The sequence below is a fragment of the Pseudomonas sp. PDM28 genome, from assembly GCF_019219115.1.
Lineage (GTDB): Bacteria > Pseudomonadota > Gammaproteobacteria > Pseudomonadales > Pseudomonadaceae > Aquipseudomonas > Aquipseudomonas laurylsulfatiphila.
Genome location: NZ_JAHUWG010000003.1, coordinates 211382 through 225604, shown reverse-complemented (window position 1 = coordinate 225604; position 14223 = coordinate 211382). Strand labels below are relative to the sequence as shown.

General features: G+C 59.8%; 15 protein-coding genes. 9 read left to right on the top strand and 6 right to left on the bottom strand.

The window, feature by feature from the left end; all coding sequences use genetic code 11:
- Positions 1 to 16: 16 nt before the first annotated feature.
- The 3 genes from KW841_RS07500 to KW841_RS07490 all read left to right on the top strand — a co-directional run bounded on the left by KW841_RS07500 (position 17) and on the right by KW841_RS07490 (position 3266).
- Positions 17 to 1267: a lipoprotein-releasing ABC transporter permease subunit gene (locus KW841_RS07500; protein ID WP_007972108.1), complete on the top strand. Its 1251-nt coding sequence runs from the start codon at positions 17 to 19 to the stop codon at positions 1265 to 1267.
- Between the two features lie 7 nt (positions 1268 to 1274).
- Positions 1275 to 1958 (top strand): lipoprotein-releasing ABC transporter ATP-binding protein LolD, encoded by a 684-nt coding sequence (gene lolD / locus KW841_RS07495; RefSeq protein WP_218474973.1) that lies wholly within the window; start codon positions 1275 to 1277, stop codon positions 1956 to 1958.
- Positions 1959 to 2021: 63 nt separating this feature from the next.
- Complete coding sequence (locus KW841_RS07490; RefSeq protein WP_218474971.1) at positions 2022 to 3266, top strand: lipoprotein-releasing ABC transporter permease subunit; 1245 nt, start codon at positions 2022 to 2024, stop codon at positions 3264 to 3266.
- A 106-nt stretch (positions 3267 to 3372) separates the two neighbouring features.
- Here the strand turns inward: KW841_RS07490 and KW841_RS07485 are convergent, their stop codons facing one another.
- Both KW841_RS07485 and KW841_RS07480 read right to left on the bottom strand, forming a co-directional pair.
- Positions 3373 to 4722 (bottom strand): heavy metal sensor histidine kinase, encoded by a 1350-nt coding sequence (locus tag KW841_RS07485; RefSeq protein ID WP_218474969.1) that lies wholly within the window; start codon positions 4720 to 4722, stop codon positions 3373 to 3375.
- Positions 4722 to 5402 carry a heavy metal response regulator transcription factor gene (locus tag KW841_RS07480; RefSeq protein ID WP_218474966.1) on the bottom strand — a complete coding sequence of 227 codons (681 nt, stop codon included), beginning with the start codon at positions 5400 to 5402 and terminating at the stop codon, positions 4722 to 4724. The genes KW841_RS07485 and KW841_RS07480 overlap by 1 nt, the downstream gene beginning before the upstream one ends.
- Before the next feature lie 155 nt (positions 5403 to 5557).
- Here KW841_RS07480 and KW841_RS07475 point away from each other — a divergent pair, with 155 nt between their 5' ends.
- Positions 5558 to 6094: a plastocyanin/azurin family copper-binding protein gene (locus tag KW841_RS07475; protein ID WP_218474964.1), complete on the top strand. Its 537-nt coding sequence runs from the start codon at positions 5558 to 5560 to the stop codon at positions 6092 to 6094.
- 61 nt (positions 6095 to 6155) lie between these two features.
- Positions 6156 to 6986 (top strand): NADPH-dependent 7-cyano-7-deazaguanine reductase QueF, encoded by an 831-nt coding sequence (gene queF, locus KW841_RS07470; protein WP_116582092.1) that lies wholly within the window; start codon positions 6156 to 6158, stop codon positions 6984 to 6986.
- A gap of 171 nt (positions 6987 to 7157) precedes the next feature.
- Here the strand turns inward: queF and KW841_RS07465 are convergent, their stop codons facing one another.
- Together KW841_RS07465 and KW841_RS07460 are read right to left on the bottom strand one after the other, a co-directional pair.
- On the bottom strand, positions 7158 to 7421 hold the full coding sequence (locus tag KW841_RS07465) for a DUF4404 family protein (RefSeq protein ID WP_218474961.1): 264 nt from the start codon (positions 7419 to 7421) through the stop codon (positions 7158 to 7160).
- Positions 7422 to 7530: 109 nt separating this feature from the next.
- Positions 7531 to 8151, bottom strand: a complete 621-nt coding sequence (locus KW841_RS07460) for an HAD family phosphatase (RefSeq protein WP_218474958.1) — start codon at positions 8149 to 8151, stop codon at positions 7531 to 7533.
- 201 nt (positions 8152 to 8352) lie between these two features.
- On the opposite strand from KW841_RS07460, the gene KW841_RS07455 reads away from it, so the two are divergent.
- The 3 genes from KW841_RS07455 to rssC all read left to right on the top strand — a co-directional run bounded on the left by KW841_RS07455 (position 8353) and on the right by rssC (position 11096).
- Entirely contained in the window at positions 8353 to 9042 is a 690-nt protein-coding gene (locus KW841_RS07455) for a VacJ family lipoprotein (protein ID WP_218474956.1), read from the top strand.
- A 390-nt stretch (positions 9043 to 9432) separates the two neighbouring features.
- The gene (gene rssB, locus KW841_RS07450; protein WP_032829882.1) at positions 9433 to 10614 is read left to right on the top strand and encodes a two-component system response regulator RssB; all 1182 of its coding nucleotides are present in this window, start codon (positions 9433 to 9435) and stop codon (positions 10612 to 10614) included.
- Complete coding sequence (gene rssC, locus KW841_RS07445; protein WP_007978612.1) at positions 10614 to 11096, top strand: anti-sigma factor antagonist RssC; 483 nt, start codon at positions 10614 to 10616, stop codon at positions 11094 to 11096. The genes rssB and rssC overlap by 1 nt, the downstream gene beginning before the upstream one ends.
- 269 nt (positions 11097 to 11365) lie before the next feature.
- On the opposite strand, the gene tal is transcribed toward rssC, so the two are convergent.
- Entirely contained in the window at positions 11366 to 12292 is a 927-nt protein-coding gene (tal, locus tag KW841_RS07440) for a transaldolase (RefSeq protein WP_102698722.1), read from the bottom strand.
- Between the two features lie 201 nt (positions 12293 to 12493).
- Positions 12494 to 13459: a glycosyl hydrolase family 5 gene (locus tag KW841_RS07435; RefSeq protein ID WP_218474954.1), complete on the bottom strand. Its 966-nt coding sequence runs from the start codon at positions 13457 to 13459 to the stop codon at positions 12494 to 12496.
- A gap of 290 nt (positions 13460 to 13749) precedes the next feature.
- Here KW841_RS07435 and KW841_RS07430 point away from each other — a divergent pair, with 290 nt between their 5' ends.
- Positions 13750 to 14190 (top strand): low molecular weight protein-tyrosine-phosphatase, encoded by a 441-nt coding sequence (locus KW841_RS07430; RefSeq protein WP_102698720.1) that lies wholly within the window; start codon positions 13750 to 13752, stop codon positions 14188 to 14190.
- Positions 14191 to 14223 lie beyond the last annotated feature (33 nt).

Here is a 14223-nt window from a genome sequence, read left to right as displayed (position 1 = left end):
CCGAACAAGCCCCGACATGTTCAGACCTCTCTTCGTATTTATCGGCACGCGTTACACCCGTGCAAAGCGTCGCAATCATTTTGTGTCATTCATTTCCCTGACTTCGATGATCGGGCTCGCCCTTGGCGTGGTCGTGATGATCGTGGTGCTGTCGGTGATGAACGGCTTCGATCATGAGATGCGCACCCGCGTGCTGGGCATGGTGCCCCACGCGACCATCGAGTCCGGCGAGCCGATCAGTGATTGGCAAAGCCTGGCGGCCAAGGTCAGGCAGAACCCGCAAGTGACGGCCGTGGCGCCGTTTACGCAAATGCAGGGGTTGCTGACCAATAACGGCAAGGTCTCGAAGGTCCTGCTCAATGCCATCGACCCGGCGCAAGAGCGCCAGGTGTCGATCATCGATCACTTCATGACCCAGGGTAAACTCGACGATTTGGTGCCGGGCGAGTTCGGCATCGTCATCGGCGACAAGGCCGCAGCCAAGCTCGGTGCGGTCATCGGCGACAAGCTGACCTTCGTCGCGCCGGAGGTCACCGTGACCCCGGCCGGGATGTTCCCGCGCATGAAACGCTTTACCGTGGTCGGCATTTTCCATGTCGGCGCCGGTGAGCTCGATGGCTACCTCGGCGTCACCAACCTGCAGGATCTGGCCCGGCTGCATCGCTGGAAACCGGATCAGGTCCAGGGCCTGCGCCTGAAGTTCGACGACTTGTTCCAGGCGCCGCGCACTGCGTGGAGCATTGCCCGCGATCTCGGCGAAGACCGTTTCTACGCCCGCGACTGGACCCGCACCCACGGCAACCTGTACCAGGCGATCCGCATGGAAAAAGCCATGATCGGCCTGTTGCTGCTGCTGATCGTTGCCGTCGCGGCATTCAACATCATTTCCACGCTGGTGATGGTGGTGAACGACAAGAAGGGCGACATTGCGATCCTGCGCACACTGGGCGCTACGCCGGGCACGATCATGCGCACCTTCATGGTGCAGGGTACGGTCATTGGTGTGGTCGGCACGGCCATTGGCGCCGTGGTCGGGATCTTCGCCGCATTGAACGTCAGTGCCGCAATCTCGGCCCTCGAAGGCCTGATCGGCCACAAATTCCTCAACGCCGACGTGTACTTCATCGATTACCTGCCGTCGCAAGTGCAGAGCCAGGACGTTGTCATGGTCTGCGCCGCCGCGTTGATCCTGAGTTTCCTCGCCACCCTGTATCCAGCCTGGCGTGCCGCGCGCACCCAGCCTGCGGAGGCGCTACGTTATGAGTGAGTCGGGCATGAGTGAAAAAGCAATCTTGAGCTGCCGCAACCTGGGCAAATCCTACGAGGAAGGTCCGGAGTCGGTAGAGGTCCTGGCCGGGCTGCAACTGGAAATGCATCCGGGCGAGCGTGTGGCGATTGTCGGCAAGTCGGGCTCGGGCAAAAGCACCTTGCTCAACCTGTTGGGCGGCCTCGATACGCCGACCAAGGGCAGCGTCTGGCTCGATGGCGAAGAACTGTCGGCGCTGAGCGAGAAGAAACGCGGCCTGCTGCGTAACCGAGCCCTGGGCTTCGTGTACCAGTTCCACCACCTGCTGCCGGAATTCACCGCGCTGGAAAACGTCTGCATGCCGCTGCTGATTGGCAAGACCGCGATCCCGGAAGCGCGCCAGCGTGCCACGGCGCTGCTGGAGCGGGTAGGGCTGGGCCACCGGCTGGAACACAAACCGGCCGAATTGTCCGGTGGTGAGCGCCAGCGCGTGGCCATCGCCCGCGCCCTGGTCAACACACCAGGCCTGGTGATGCTCGACGAGCCGACCGGCAACCTCGACGCCCACACCGCCCAGGGCATTCAGGACTTGATGCTGGAACTCAGCACCTCGATGCGCACGGCGTTCCTGGTGGTGACCCACGACATGAACCTGGCCCGCCAGATGGACCGAGTCCTGCACCTGCAGGAAGGTTGCCTCACGCCCATCTGATTGGCTGCAACCCGATGCCTGGAAAGGCGTCGGGTCTTTTATTTTTATACGGTGCCCCAGCGAATGTTCAGACCGTTATCGATCTTTATCGGCACGCGCTATACCCGCGCCAAGCGTCGTAATCGCTTTGTTTCCTTCATTTCGATGACCTCGATGATAGGCCTCGCCCTGGGCGTGCTCTCCATGATCGTGGTGTTGTCGGTGATGAACGGCTTCCAGCGCGAAATGAGCTCGCGCATCCTCGGCATGGTGCCGCATGCCACCATCGTCGGCGTCAACCCGATTGACGACTGGAAGCCCGTGGCAGCGGCGGCGATGAAAAACCCGGAAGTGACGGCGGCGGTGCCGTTCACCGAGATGGAAGGCATGCTGTCCTACAAGGGTACGATGCAGCCCATCCAGGTCAGCGGTGTCGACCCGGCGCTGGAAGGCCAGGTGTCGATTGTCGCCAAGCATATCGTCCAGGGTAGTCTCGAGGCCCTGAAGCCGGGCGAATTCGGCGTGGTGATCGGCGAGATCACGGCGCGGCGCTTCCGCTTGAACGTCGGCGACAAGATCACCCTGATCGTGCCGGAAGTCAGCAATGCGCCGGGCGGCATCACCCCGCGTATGCAACGGCTCAATGTGGTCGGTGTGTTCAAGGTCGGTGCCGAGCTGGATGGCACCATGGCCCTGATCCACATGGCCGATGCCGCGCAGATGCAGCACTGGGAACCGGATCAGGTGCAGAGCGTGCGCCTGGCGGTGAAGGACCTGTACGCCGCGCCGCAAGTGTCGAGCGACATCGCCACGGGGCTGGGCGCCGCCTACAAGGCTGACGACTGGACCCACACCCAGGGCAGCCTGTTCAGTGCGATGAAGATGGAAAAAACCATGATCGGCCTGCTGTTGCTGATGATCGTCGCGGTAGCGGCGTTCAACATCATCGCGACCCTGATCATGGTGGTGAACGACAAGGGCGCGGACATCGCGATCCTGCGCACCATCGGTGCCACGCCACGGCAGATCATGGCGATCTTCATGGTGCAGGGCACGGTGATCGGTATTGTCGGCACCTTGATTGGCGGTGTGCTGGGCGTGATTGCCGCGCTGAACGTCAGCCAGATCGTGGGCTGGATCGAACGTGTCAGCGGGCAGCACATCTTCAGTTCGGACGTGTATTTCGTCAGCAACCTGCCGTCGGAGCTGCAAGGCGGCGATGTGGCGTTGATCTGCACGGCGGGCTTTGTCCTGAGCTTCCTGGCCACGGTTTACCCGGCATGGCGGGCGGCGAAGATCGAGCCGGCTCACGCACTGAGATATTCGTAACCAGTAACACCGCCATCGCGAGCAAGCTCGCTCCCACATTAGATCTGAGTCTACTCGGTCAACTGTGGGAGCGAGCTTGCTCGCGATGAGGCCGGAACTACTGGCCTCAGTCTCCTTTTGGCAACTCAATCACAAACCGCGTCCACCCATTCTCCGATTCGCAACGAATCTGCCCGCCATGGGCGCGGATGATCGACTGGGTTATCGCCAGGCCCAACCCGGCATGCTCACTGCTGCCTTCCTGCCGCGCCGGATCGGCCCGGTAGAAGCGATCAAACAAACGCGGCAGCAACGCCCCGTCAATGCCTTCGCCGCTGTTCTCGACCGTCAGGCTCAACCCCTTGGGCTGCTCGACAATCCGCACCCGGACCTCGCCCTCGGCCGGTGTAAACCGCAATGCATTGTCCAGCAGATTGGACAGCGCCCGACGCAACATGCTGCGATCGCCTTCCATGCGCGCGTTACCGTCACGGCTCAATTTCACCTGGGCGTCCTCTGCCAGCGGCGCAAAAAACTCCAGCAGCAGATCCGCTTCCTGCCCCAGCTCCAAGGGCTCGCGCTTGGGCATCAACAGGCCATGGTCCGCCTTGGCCAGATACAGCATGTCGTTGACCAGTTGCGCCATCCATTGCAGTTCTTCGAGGTTACTGTGCAAGGCTTCGCGGTAGTCCTCGATGGGGCGGAGGCGGGTGAGGGTGACCTGGGTGTGGGTCAGCAGGTTCGATAATGGCGTACGCAATTCATGGGCGATGTCGGCAGAGAACGCGGACAGGCGCTGAAAAGAGTCGTCGAGGCGTCCGAGCATGGCGTTGAAGTTGTGGGCCATGTCCGCCAGTTCCGGTGGCATGTTTTCTTCTGGCAACCGCATGTTCAGTGATTGCGCGGAAACACCGCTGGCTACCGCACTGATGCGTCGCAACGGGCGCAAGCCGCTGCGCGCCGCCCAGGCCCCCAGCAGTGCGGTGGCCAGGGCCGACAGGCCGACGGTCAGCCAGATCAGATGCTGCATGCGTTGCAGAAAGTGCTGGTGGTGGGTGATGTCCAGCAGCAGGGTCAGTTGCGGTGAGTCGGGTTTGTCCGCAACAAGCGGCGCATTCAGCACGCGGTAATCCGTGCCTTCATGGCTCACCGTCGACAATCCGGGCTGGCGCGGCAACAGCTGCGGAAGGTTTGCCGAGCTGTCATACCGGCGCTGACCGTCGCTGCCGGTGATGCGCAGTGACAGATCAGCCTGCCGGCTCAGTTCCTCCGTCAGCTTCACTTCGCTGTCACTCGATTGGAAGTCGTTTAGGGCCCGACGCAAGCCCATCAGCTTGGCGTCCAGCAATTGCTGGTCGAGCTCAACAAAGTGCGCCTCACTGGCGCGGCTGAACAGCACCCCGGCGAACAGCGACACCACGGCGGTGCAGGCGGCAAACAACAGCGCCAGGCGGCTGCTCAAGGAGAGACGACGCATCAGGCAGGGCGCTCTTCAAGCACGTAGCCCATGCCTCGCACGGTGTGGATCAGCTTGTTGGGGAATTCGTCGTCGATCTTCAGGCGCAGGCGGCGGATCGCCACCTCGATGACATTGGTGTCGCTGTCGAAATTCATGTCCCAGACCTGGGACGCAATCAGCGACTTGGGCAGGACTTCGCCCTGGCGGCGCAGGAGCATTTCCAGCAGGGCGAACTCCTTGGCGGTCAGGTCGATCCGCTGGCCGCTGCGTTCGACCCGGCGCCGGATCAGGTCCAGGCGCAAATCGGCCAGTTGCAGGCTGGTCTCTTGAGGCGTGGCGCTACCGCGACGCAACAGGCTGCGGACCCGGGCCAGCAGTTCGGAAAAAGCAAACGGCTTGACCAGATAGTCATCGGCGCCCAGTTCGAGGCCGTGAACCCTGTCCTCCACGGCGTCACGCGCTGTCAGAAAAAGTACCGGCGTATCCAGGCCGGCGCTGCGCACGGCTTGCAGGATCTGCCAGCCATCGCGGCCGGGCAGCATCACATCGAGAATCAGCAGGGCATACTCGCCAGTGAGGGCCAGTTGCTGGCCGGTGTTGCCATCGGCCACCAGTTCCGTGTTGAACCCGGCCTCGGCCAGACCCTGACGCAGGTAGTGGCCGGTCTTTGGTTGGTCTTCGACAATCAGCAGTTTCATGGGCGACTCATGGCAAATGGAACGAACGCTTTATACCGTGGGCAGCGTTCATTCAGGTCAACCTGACAAAGTTGTAATCCGGCTGTCAGGTTACGGGCAGTGGCAGCAGTTTAGAGTTTTCCTCATGCTTAGCCTTATCTTGTTGGAGTACGACGATGTTTTCACGCAAATCCCTGGCGCAAATCCTCTGTTTGCTGGCGCTGAGCTCACCGGTGTGGGCGGCTGGCGGACATGCCTACGATTTCGGCCAGCCGGCTCCGGCGGCCAAGGCGACTCGCAGTGTCGAACTGGTCATGGGGGACATGTCCTTCACGCCGAAGGCCATCGACATCAAGGCCGGGGAAACCGTGCGCTTCGTGCTGGTCAATAAGGGCCAGTTGCTGCATGAGTTCAATCTGGGGGATGCGGCGATGCACGCCAGGCACCAGCAGGAAATGTTGCAGATGCAACAGGGCGGCATGCTGACGCCAACCGGCATGAAGGCCATGGACCACGGCAGCATGGCCGGCATGGATCACGGCAAAATGGATCACGGCATGAAGCACGACGACCCCAACAGCGTGCTGGTGGAGCCGGGCAAGACCGCCGAGCTGACCTGGACCTTCAGTGAGGCCACCGGCCTTGAGTTTGCCTGCAACATCCCCGGTCATTATCAGGCCGGCATGGTCGGCAAACTGACTGTCAGTCAGTAAGCACTCAAAGGCGAGAGCAAAGGCTGATAGAATCCGCTGATTCTTCAGTCAGGTTTCCGCCATGCATCCCGCAGCCGAACACTCGCCGCTGGGCAAGTCCAGCGAATACATCGCCACCTACACGCCGTCCCTGCTGTTCCCGATCCCGCGCACCGCGAAGTGGGCGGAGCTGGGCCTGACGGCTGAAACCCTGCCGTACAAAGGCGTGGACTTCTGGAACTGCTTCGAACTGTCCTGGCTGCTGCCGTCGGGCAAGCCGGTGGTGGCGATCGGCGAATTCAGCATTCCGGCGGACTCGCCGAACATCATCGAGTCGAAATCGTTCAAGCTCTACCTCAACTCCCTGAACCAGACGCCGTTTGCCGACACCGCGAGCCTCGAGGCGACGCTGGCCAAGGACTTGTCGGCGGCTGCCGGCAAGCCGGTGGGGGTGCGCATTCGCAGTCTCAAGGATGTCGAGCGCGAAGGCGTCGTGGCTTTGCCGGGCGTGTGCATCGACGAACTGGATATCAGCGTCAGCAACTACGAGCATCCACGGCCGGAACTGCTGCGTTGCGATGATTCGCGCATGGTCGAGGAGAGTGTGCACAGTCATTTGCTCAAGTCCAACTGCCCGGTCACCAGCCAGCCGGACTGGGGCAGCGTGGCGGTGGAGTACCGTGGTGCGGCGCTGGATCATGCGAGTCTGCTCGAGTACATCGTCAGCTTCCGTCAGCATTCGGACTTCCATGAGCAGTGCGTGGAGCGGATCTTCCTCGACCTGCAGCGGTTGCTGAAACCGGAGAAACTGACGGTGTACGCGCGTTATGTGCGTCGTGGCGGCCTGGATATCAACCCGTATCGCAGCACTGAAGCGGTGCAACTGCCGAACCATCGCCTGGTCCGCCAATAACGTAACCCTGTGGGAGCGGGCTTGCTCGCGAAGGCGTACTGTCAGCCAATGAAGTTGTCGACTGACACTCCGCCTTCGCGAGCAAGCCCGCTCCCACAGGAGATTGCGTTTCAGATCGTGGAAATTAAAAAACCCCGCCATCGCCAGCGGGGTTTTTTGCATCAGGAGGGTTCAGATTCCCATATTGACCAAGGCCTGCCCGATGTTGCGCAGGGTCCCGGCAAGGGTCGGATGTTCGAGCTCGAAGCGTTCGACGGCGAGGTTGACGTTGTCGGCGATACTGGAATCCTTGGTCTTGGTTTCGAGTTCAAGCTCAAGTTCGATCTGTTGCATCAGCGCGTGCAGATCTTCCCGTTCAACATCGGACAGTGGAGGATTCTGTTCCAATTGCTCGCGCAGGGCATTGAGCTGTTCTTGCAGTTCGCGGGCAGGCATGGCGTTCTTCCTTCTCTCGATTGGCACTGGCATAGACCGCAGCGGTCCGCCAAAGGTCTATGGCTGACCTTTAGATTAATCCACTCCTGTCTAACCTGCATGATCTCGATCAGGGCTTTTCGCCTTTGAACCGGCGCAACTGGATGTCTGCCAGGCAGGTGTCGAGTTCACCGAGGTGATCGATCACCGAATGCACGCCCAGGCCGAACAATTGCATCGTGGCCTTGCCGCGTTTGATGTCGCGCTCCTGCTGGGTCAACGCTTGCCATTGCCGGGGCGTCAACCCGCACAGCGAACCGCAGGACGCCAGGCCGATGGTCCACAGCCCGGCATTAAGCCCTGCTTGCAGGAGGCGCGGTTCACCGCTCACCAGTACACAGCCGTCGAGTCGGTCGACGTTCAGGGTCATCAGGGCTTGCCAGCAGGCATCCGGTGCAGGCCATGGGCTAATTGTTGCTGGATGTTGCGATGGTTTGATCCATTCCGGCAGTGCAGCGGCCAGAAACTGGCTGAGGTCCGAGGGCAGTTCATCGAGCCAGGCACAGGGGATTTGCTGGCGCTGCAAACTGAGCAGGCTGTCCAGTGCGCCGGGTGTGGACTCTGCCTGCTCGGCCGAGTGGCTGTCGTGGCGATGGGTGTGCGCGCCGAAATCCACCAGGCAGCCACTGAGGCCGAAGAGGACGGCGGTCAGGCGGGGTGCGGTTTGGGGCAAGGCTTCGGCGAGCGGCATGTGGACGTCCCTGAAATAGCCTGAAGGTTAGCGGGCAAGGGTGACAGTTGAGTGACATGGATGTGAATCGCTCACATTTGGCATGATTCCTTCGGCGCGGGATGCGTGCAAAGTGCCTTAAACGGCGTTTACGTCTTATACTTGCCCACTTATTGCCCGGGCCAGGCGCCCGAGCCGGTACAAACCAAGGAGTTTTTTTCTATGCGCTGGAGCAATCATCTAGCCAGGATTTGTGTATGCGCCAGTGTGATGCTGGTTCCGTTCGTTGCCCAGGCAGCCTCGGAAGATGATCCTTGGGAAAGCGTCAACCGCCCGATCTACAAGTTCAACGACGTAATCGACACCTACGCGCTGAAGCCCTTGGCCCAGGGCTACCAGTACATAACTCCGCAGTTTGTCGAAGACGGCGTTCACAACTTTTTCCGGAACATCGGCGACGTGCGCAACCTCGCCAACGATATCCTGCAGGCCAAGCCTCGTGCCGCCGGCGTTGATACCGCACGCATCATTTTCAACACCACCTTCGGCTTGCTGGGCGTGATTGATGTCGGCACCAAAATGGGCCTGCAGCGCAATGACGAAGATTTCGGCCAGACGCTGGGTTACTGGGGTGTCGGCAGCGGCCCTTACGTGATGCTGCCGCTGCTGGGCCCAAGCACCTTGCGCGATGCACCGTCCAAGTACGTCGACAGCTACACGGGCGCCTATCGCTACGTGAACGACGTTCCCGTGCGTAACTCGTTCTTCGCCCTGGACATCATCGATACGCGTGCCAACCTGCTGTCGAGCGAGAAGCTGATCAGTGGCGACAAGTACACCTTCATCCGTAATGCGTACCTGCAGAACCGGGAATTCAAGGTGAAAGACGGTCAGGTCGAAGACGATTTCTGATTTCGACCGGTAAAGTGAAAAAAGGCGGCCATCAAGGTCGCCTTTTTTGTTTGCGAAGACCCGCATGCGAATGAAATCGCGCTTTTCACTGGCGTCCCGACCGGTTTGACTCGCGGGTTCGAACCTTCCATTGGGTTACGGATTTGACTGTTCTTATAACTCTCGGTGATTTGACAAGCAAAGACGTCAAGCGACCATCGGCGTGAGCTTGAAACGCCCCGCGGATGGGAGTACCGTCTGCGCCTTAGAAGGGCACCTCTGGTGTACACGTGTGTAGGGCAAATGCCCGAAAGCGGTGCGACAGAGAGGCTAGAAAGCGAATCCAGTAGTGAGTGCCGGGTCAAATTCCCCGCCTGCTACGCCAACCTAATTCTGGCGCCGTTTGCCCACATGCCAAAAACCAGTGCCACGCTGCTGATAATCGATGATGACGAAGTAGTGCGCGCGAGCCTCGCCGCCTATTTGGAAGACAGTGGTTTCAGCGTCTTGCAGGCCAGCAATGGCCAGCAGGGTCTTCAGGTATTCGAGCAAGACAAGCCCGACTTGGTCATCTGCGATCTGCGCATGCCGCAGATGGGCGGACTCGAACTCATCCGCCAGGTCACCGAGCTGTCGCCGCAAACGCCAGTGATCGTGGTGTCGGGTGCCGGCGTGATGAACGACGCGGTCGAGGCCCTGCGCCTGGGCGCGGCGGACTACCTGATCAAGCCTCTCGAAGATCTGGCCGTGCTCGAGCACTCTGTGCGCCGGGCCCTGGATCGCGCGCGCCTGCTGCTGGAGAACCAGCGCTACCGCGAGAAGCTGGAGAAGGCCAACCGTGAGCTTGAAGCCAGCCTGAACCTGCTCCAGGAAGACCAGAACGCCGGTCGCCAGGTGCAGATGAACATGCTGCCGGTCAGCCCGTGGACCATCGACGAGTTCAAATTTGCTCACCAGATCATCCCGTCGCTGTACCTGTCGGGTGATTTCGTCGACTACTTTCGCGTCGACGAGCGTCGGGTAGCGTTTTACCTGGCGGACGTTTCCGGGCATGGCGCCTCTTCAGCCTTCGTCACCGTGCTGTTGAAGTTCATGACCACGCGCTTGCTGTTCGAATCCAAGCGCAGCGGCACCTTGCCGGAATTCAAGCCTTCAGAGGTTCTTGGTCATATCAACCGGGGCCTGATCAGTTGTAAGCTGGGCAAACACGTCACAATGGTCGGTGGAGTCATCGACGAGGAGACCGGTTTGTTGACCTATAGCATCGGCGGTCATTTGCCGTTGCCAGTGTTGTACACGCCAGACAGTGTTCGTTATCTGGAAGGGCGTGGCCTGCCGGTGGGCCTCTTCAACGAAGCCACCTATGAAGACCACGTGCTGGAATTGCCACCGACGTTCAGCCTGACGCTGATGTCTGATGGCATTCTGGACCTTTTGCCAGAACCCACACTCAAAGAAAAAGAAGCGGCGTTGCCCCAAAGGGTCAAGGCGGCGGGCGGCACCCTGGATGGGCTGCGGCAGGTTTTTGGATTGGCCACGCTAGGGGAGATGCCGGATGATATCGCCCTGTTGGTGTTGAGCAGGAATCTTTGATGAGTACCGGTAGAATCCAGTTCGCCGAGCAGGACGGCACTTTCGTCCTGAAGTTCGTCGGTGAAGTTCGCCTGACCCTGTGTTCGGCGTTGGATGCGACTATTGAGCGGATCTTCAGCGCGTTGAATTTCAACGCGATCGTGATCGATCTGACCGAAACCCGCAGCATCGACAGCACCACGCTTGGCCTGCTGGCCAAGCTGTCGATCCTGTCGCGGCAGAAAGTCGGCCTTCTGCCGACCGTCGTCACCACCCACGAAGACATCACGCGGCTGTTGCAGTCCATGGGCTTCGAGCAGGTCTTCAACATCGTCGACAAGCCGGTGCCCTGCCCGGAATGCCTGGACGACCTGCCAGACCAGGATCAGTCCGAAGAAGTGGTGCGGATCAAGGTGCTCGAAGCGCACAAGATCCTCATGGGCCTGAACGACACCAATCGTGAAGCCTTCCATGACCTGGTGAATGCGCTGGAGCGGCACTGATTTCGCAGAGAGTGGGGCTTCTGTGGTGAGGGGGCTTGCCCCCGTTGGGCTGCGAAGCAGCCCTGAACCATGTAACTACATTCCTTCTGAGATACCAGGTTGCAGACTTCGCGGCTGCTGCGCAGCCGAACGGGGCGGTGCGGCGATCCGACAAGCCCCCTCGCCACAAATGATCATTTTCTCTAAACCATCATCTGGCACATAATCGAGCGACACAAAAAAGGGCGAACCCACCAGGGTTCGCCCTTTTTGCATGACTCCCGCTCAGATCACAGCTTGGCCTGCAACAGCGCCTCAAGCTTCTCCTGATCCCGCGCGAACTGACGAATACCTTCAGCCAGCTTCTCGGTGGCCATCGCATCTTCGTTGGACAACCAGCGGAACTGCGATTCATTGAGGCTCAGGCGCGCTTCGCCGGCGTGGCCTGGCGCCAGTTTGCGCTCCAGCTTGCCGGTATCCGCTGCCAGCTTGTCGATCAGGTCCGGGCTGATGGTCAGGCGGTCGCAGCCGGCCAGTTGTTCGATCTGGCCCAGATTGCGGAAGCTCGCTCCCATGACCACGGTCTTGTAGTCATTGGCCTTGTAGTAGTTGTAGATGCGCGTCACCGACTGCACGCCCGGATCATCCGCACCGGTGTAATCGTTGCCGTTGGCTTTCTTGTACCAGTCGTAGATACGGCCCACGAACGGCGAAATCAGGAACACACCGGCATCGGCACAGGCGGCTGCCTGGGCGAAGGAGAACAGCAGGGTCAGGTTGGTCTGGATGCCTTCCTTTTCCAGGATCTCGGCGGCGCGGATGCCTTCCCAGGTGGAGGCGATCTTGATCAGTACGCGGTCGCGGCCAATGCCGGCCTTGTCGTACAGCTCGATCAGGCGATGGGCGCGCTTCAACATGGCATCGCTATCGAACGACAGGCGCGCATCCACTTCGGTGGAAATGCGGCCCGGGATCACTTTCAGGATTTCCTGACCCACGGCCACGCCGAAACGGTCGCTGGCCAGGCCCACATCGCCCTTGCAGTCGTTGACGCTGGCGTTCAGCAGCTCGGCATACGCAGGAATGGCCGCGGCCTTGAGCAGCAGGGAAGGGTTGGTGGTGGCGTCCACCGGTTTAACGCGAGCGATCGCTTCGAAGTCGCCGGTGTCGGCAACCACGGTGGTCATTTGTTTGAGTTGTTCCAGCTTGGAAGTCATGGGCGTGCTCTGTCCTATGGGTCTGATGACATTACCCGAGCGCTGACAGCCACTCAAGGGCGTGTACGTGTATAGACGGCCCCTGTGGCAACAACCTGAAAACGATTGTTTGAAAGGCGGGGCGTGGTATCGATGAATACGATGCCGAAACGCGGCACAGGTTCAAAGCAACTGACCGTCAGCGCCCCGTGGACGTACGTCCTACTGCGTTTTCAGCTGGGTAGAGACGGCCATTTTCGCCGGTTTCGCCTGGCCGTCGGAGGTCAGGAAACCAAAATTCCGCTCCCGGTCGTTGCTGCCCGTTTCACTGTTTTTCCACTCGTAAATCGATGTCAGCGGGATGTCGAGCTTCTTGACGTCGGCGATGAAGGTGCTGATTTTGCTGGCCTGGGCTTCAATCCCGCCATTTGAGCTGAGGGAGGGCACGCCCCATTCACTGATGACGCCCGGCAGATGGTAGTTCTGCTGAATGAACGCCTGGGCCTTGCTGATCTGCTCGCCGGACATGCCATAGGGGTGATAGGAGATCGCACTCAGGCATCGGGGGTATTCACCGACGATTTTCTTCAGCGCCAAGGCTGACGTCGTGCCGGCACTCGGTGGCCGGGCGAAGCCAAAGCCGATCAGCGGCGTCGATGGCGGTTGGTCCTGCAGCGACTTGCACAGGGCACTCATGAACGGCACGAAGGTCGTGTCGAGCTTCCGGGTTGGCCAGTATTTCGCCAGATCCGGTTCGTTCCATATTTCAATCGCGACGAGCTGCGTGCCGTATGACTTTTCCAGCCCCTTCACCGAACTGGCGAACGATTCGCCCGCCGCAACGAGTTCGCTGGTGTTGTCGGGCGCGGAAGTCAGCGCCTTGGTCGAGCGTACGGTCATCAGTACCGGCAGATCGGCGGACCTGGCTGCGGCAAAGGCGTCGCTTATCTGCTTTTGATACGCCGGGCCGCCCAGGCTGTTGGTCCACACGCCAAAACGCACGAATCCGAAGCCGGCGGCTTTGATCTGCTCGGCGTCGGCGGGGGAGAAGGTCTGGATCTTTACCTGGACACCGATGGTCTTGTTGGCGGCCAGTACCGGGAACAAGTCACTGGCGTAAACCTGACTGGCTGCACCCAGCATTAACAGGGTTGAGGCGCTAAGCCGTTTGAAACGTACTGCTTTCATGCCTGCACTCCTGGCGGGTAATGACATTTTCCAATCGTTGACGCGTTACTTTCATTTCGATACTCGCGAGGGTGCGAAGTGCGCGAATGTTATTTTTTGTCAGGCAATCAGTTTCGGAAAATCACAGTTATTTTTGGTCCGGTAATTCTGGTTGGGTGACTTTTGGGGGCTGTGGTACTTAATGCACTTGTATTAACAGGGCGAATCTATTTCTCAGTGCCGCGAGGTCTTGTGGGTTCACTAAAGCCCACTGGCATATTGGCCTATTGATATTACACGGGAAAGTAACCTTGTTCAGAAAGATCCTTGTCGTTTGCGTGGGCAATATCTGCCGAAGTCCGACAGCAGAAACTTTGCTGCGTAACGCGCTGGCCCCTTCAACGATCACGGTCACCTCGGCGGGCCTTGCCGCACGGGTTGGCGAGGCCATGGAGCCGTCGGCTCTCCAGGTTCTGGAAGACCATGGGCACAGTGCCCAGGGGTTTAAGGCGCGGCAAATTACACCGGACATCGTTAATGAATCAGACCTGATTCTGGTCATGGAAAAAGAGCATGTAAAACAAGTACTGAAGATTGCCTCTCATGCCAGGGGCAAAGTGTTTCTGCTCGGAAAGTGGCAGAGCGAGCGAGAAATACAGGATCCGTATCGTCAAGGAAAGGCCGCTTTTATTCATGCCCATGCATTGATTGAAGATGCTGTTAGCTCATGGGCGCAGCGCCTCGGACATTGATGAATATTCTTCAGATCAGTGAATGGTAAGAAC

What these genes read in the sequence shown, in the direction of transcription:
- KW841_RS07500 (WP_007972108.1), top strand. Translation starts at nt 17, where the DNA reads ATGTTCAGACCTCTCTTCGTATTTATCGGCACGCGTTACACCCGTGCA.
- lolD (WP_218474973.1), top strand. Translation starts at nt 1,275, where the DNA reads ATGAGTGAAAAAGCAATCTTGAGCTGCCGCAACCTGGGCAAATCCTAC.
- KW841_RS07490 (WP_218474971.1), top strand. Translation starts at nt 2,022, where the DNA reads ATGTTCAGACCGTTATCGATCTTTATCGGCACGCGCTATACCCGCGCC.
- KW841_RS07485 (WP_218474969.1), bottom strand. Translation starts at nt 4,722, where the DNA reads ATGCGTCGTCTCTCCTTGAGCAGCCGCCTGGCGCTGTTGTTTGCCGCC.
- KW841_RS07480 (WP_218474966.1), bottom strand. Translation starts at nt 5,402, where the DNA reads ATGAAACTGCTGATTGTCGAAGACCAACCAAAGACCGGCCACTACCTG.
- KW841_RS07475 (WP_218474964.1), top strand. Translation starts at nt 5,558, where the DNA reads ATGTTTTCACGCAAATCCCTGGCGCAAATCCTCTGTTTGCTGGCGCTG.
- queF (WP_116582092.1), top strand. Translation starts at nt 6,156, where the DNA reads ATGCATCCCGCAGCCGAACACTCGCCGCTGGGCAAGTCCAGCGAATAC.
- KW841_RS07465 (WP_218474961.1), bottom strand. Translation starts at nt 7,421, where the DNA reads ATGCCTGCCCGCGAACTGCAAGAACAGCTCAATGCCCTGCGCGAGCAA.
- KW841_RS07460 (WP_218474958.1), bottom strand. Translation starts at nt 8,151, where the DNA reads ATGCCGCTCGCCGAAGCCTTGCCCCAAACCGCACCCCGCCTGACCGCC.
- KW841_RS07455 (WP_218474956.1), top strand. Translation starts at nt 8,353, where the DNA reads ATGCGCTGGAGCAATCATCTAGCCAGGATTTGTGTATGCGCCAGTGTG.
- rssB (WP_032829882.1), top strand. Translation starts at nt 9,433, where the DNA reads ATGCCAAAAACCAGTGCCACGCTGCTGATAATCGATGATGACGAAGTA.
- rssC (WP_007978612.1), top strand. Translation starts at nt 10,614, where the DNA reads ATGAGTACCGGTAGAATCCAGTTCGCCGAGCAGGACGGCACTTTCGTC.
- tal (WP_102698722.1), bottom strand. Translation starts at nt 12,292, where the DNA reads ATGACTTCCAAGCTGGAACAACTCAAACAAATGACCACCGTGGTTGCC.
- KW841_RS07435 (WP_218474954.1), bottom strand. Translation starts at nt 13,459, where the DNA reads ATGAAAGCAGTACGTTTCAAACGGCTTAGCGCCTCAACCCTGTTAATG.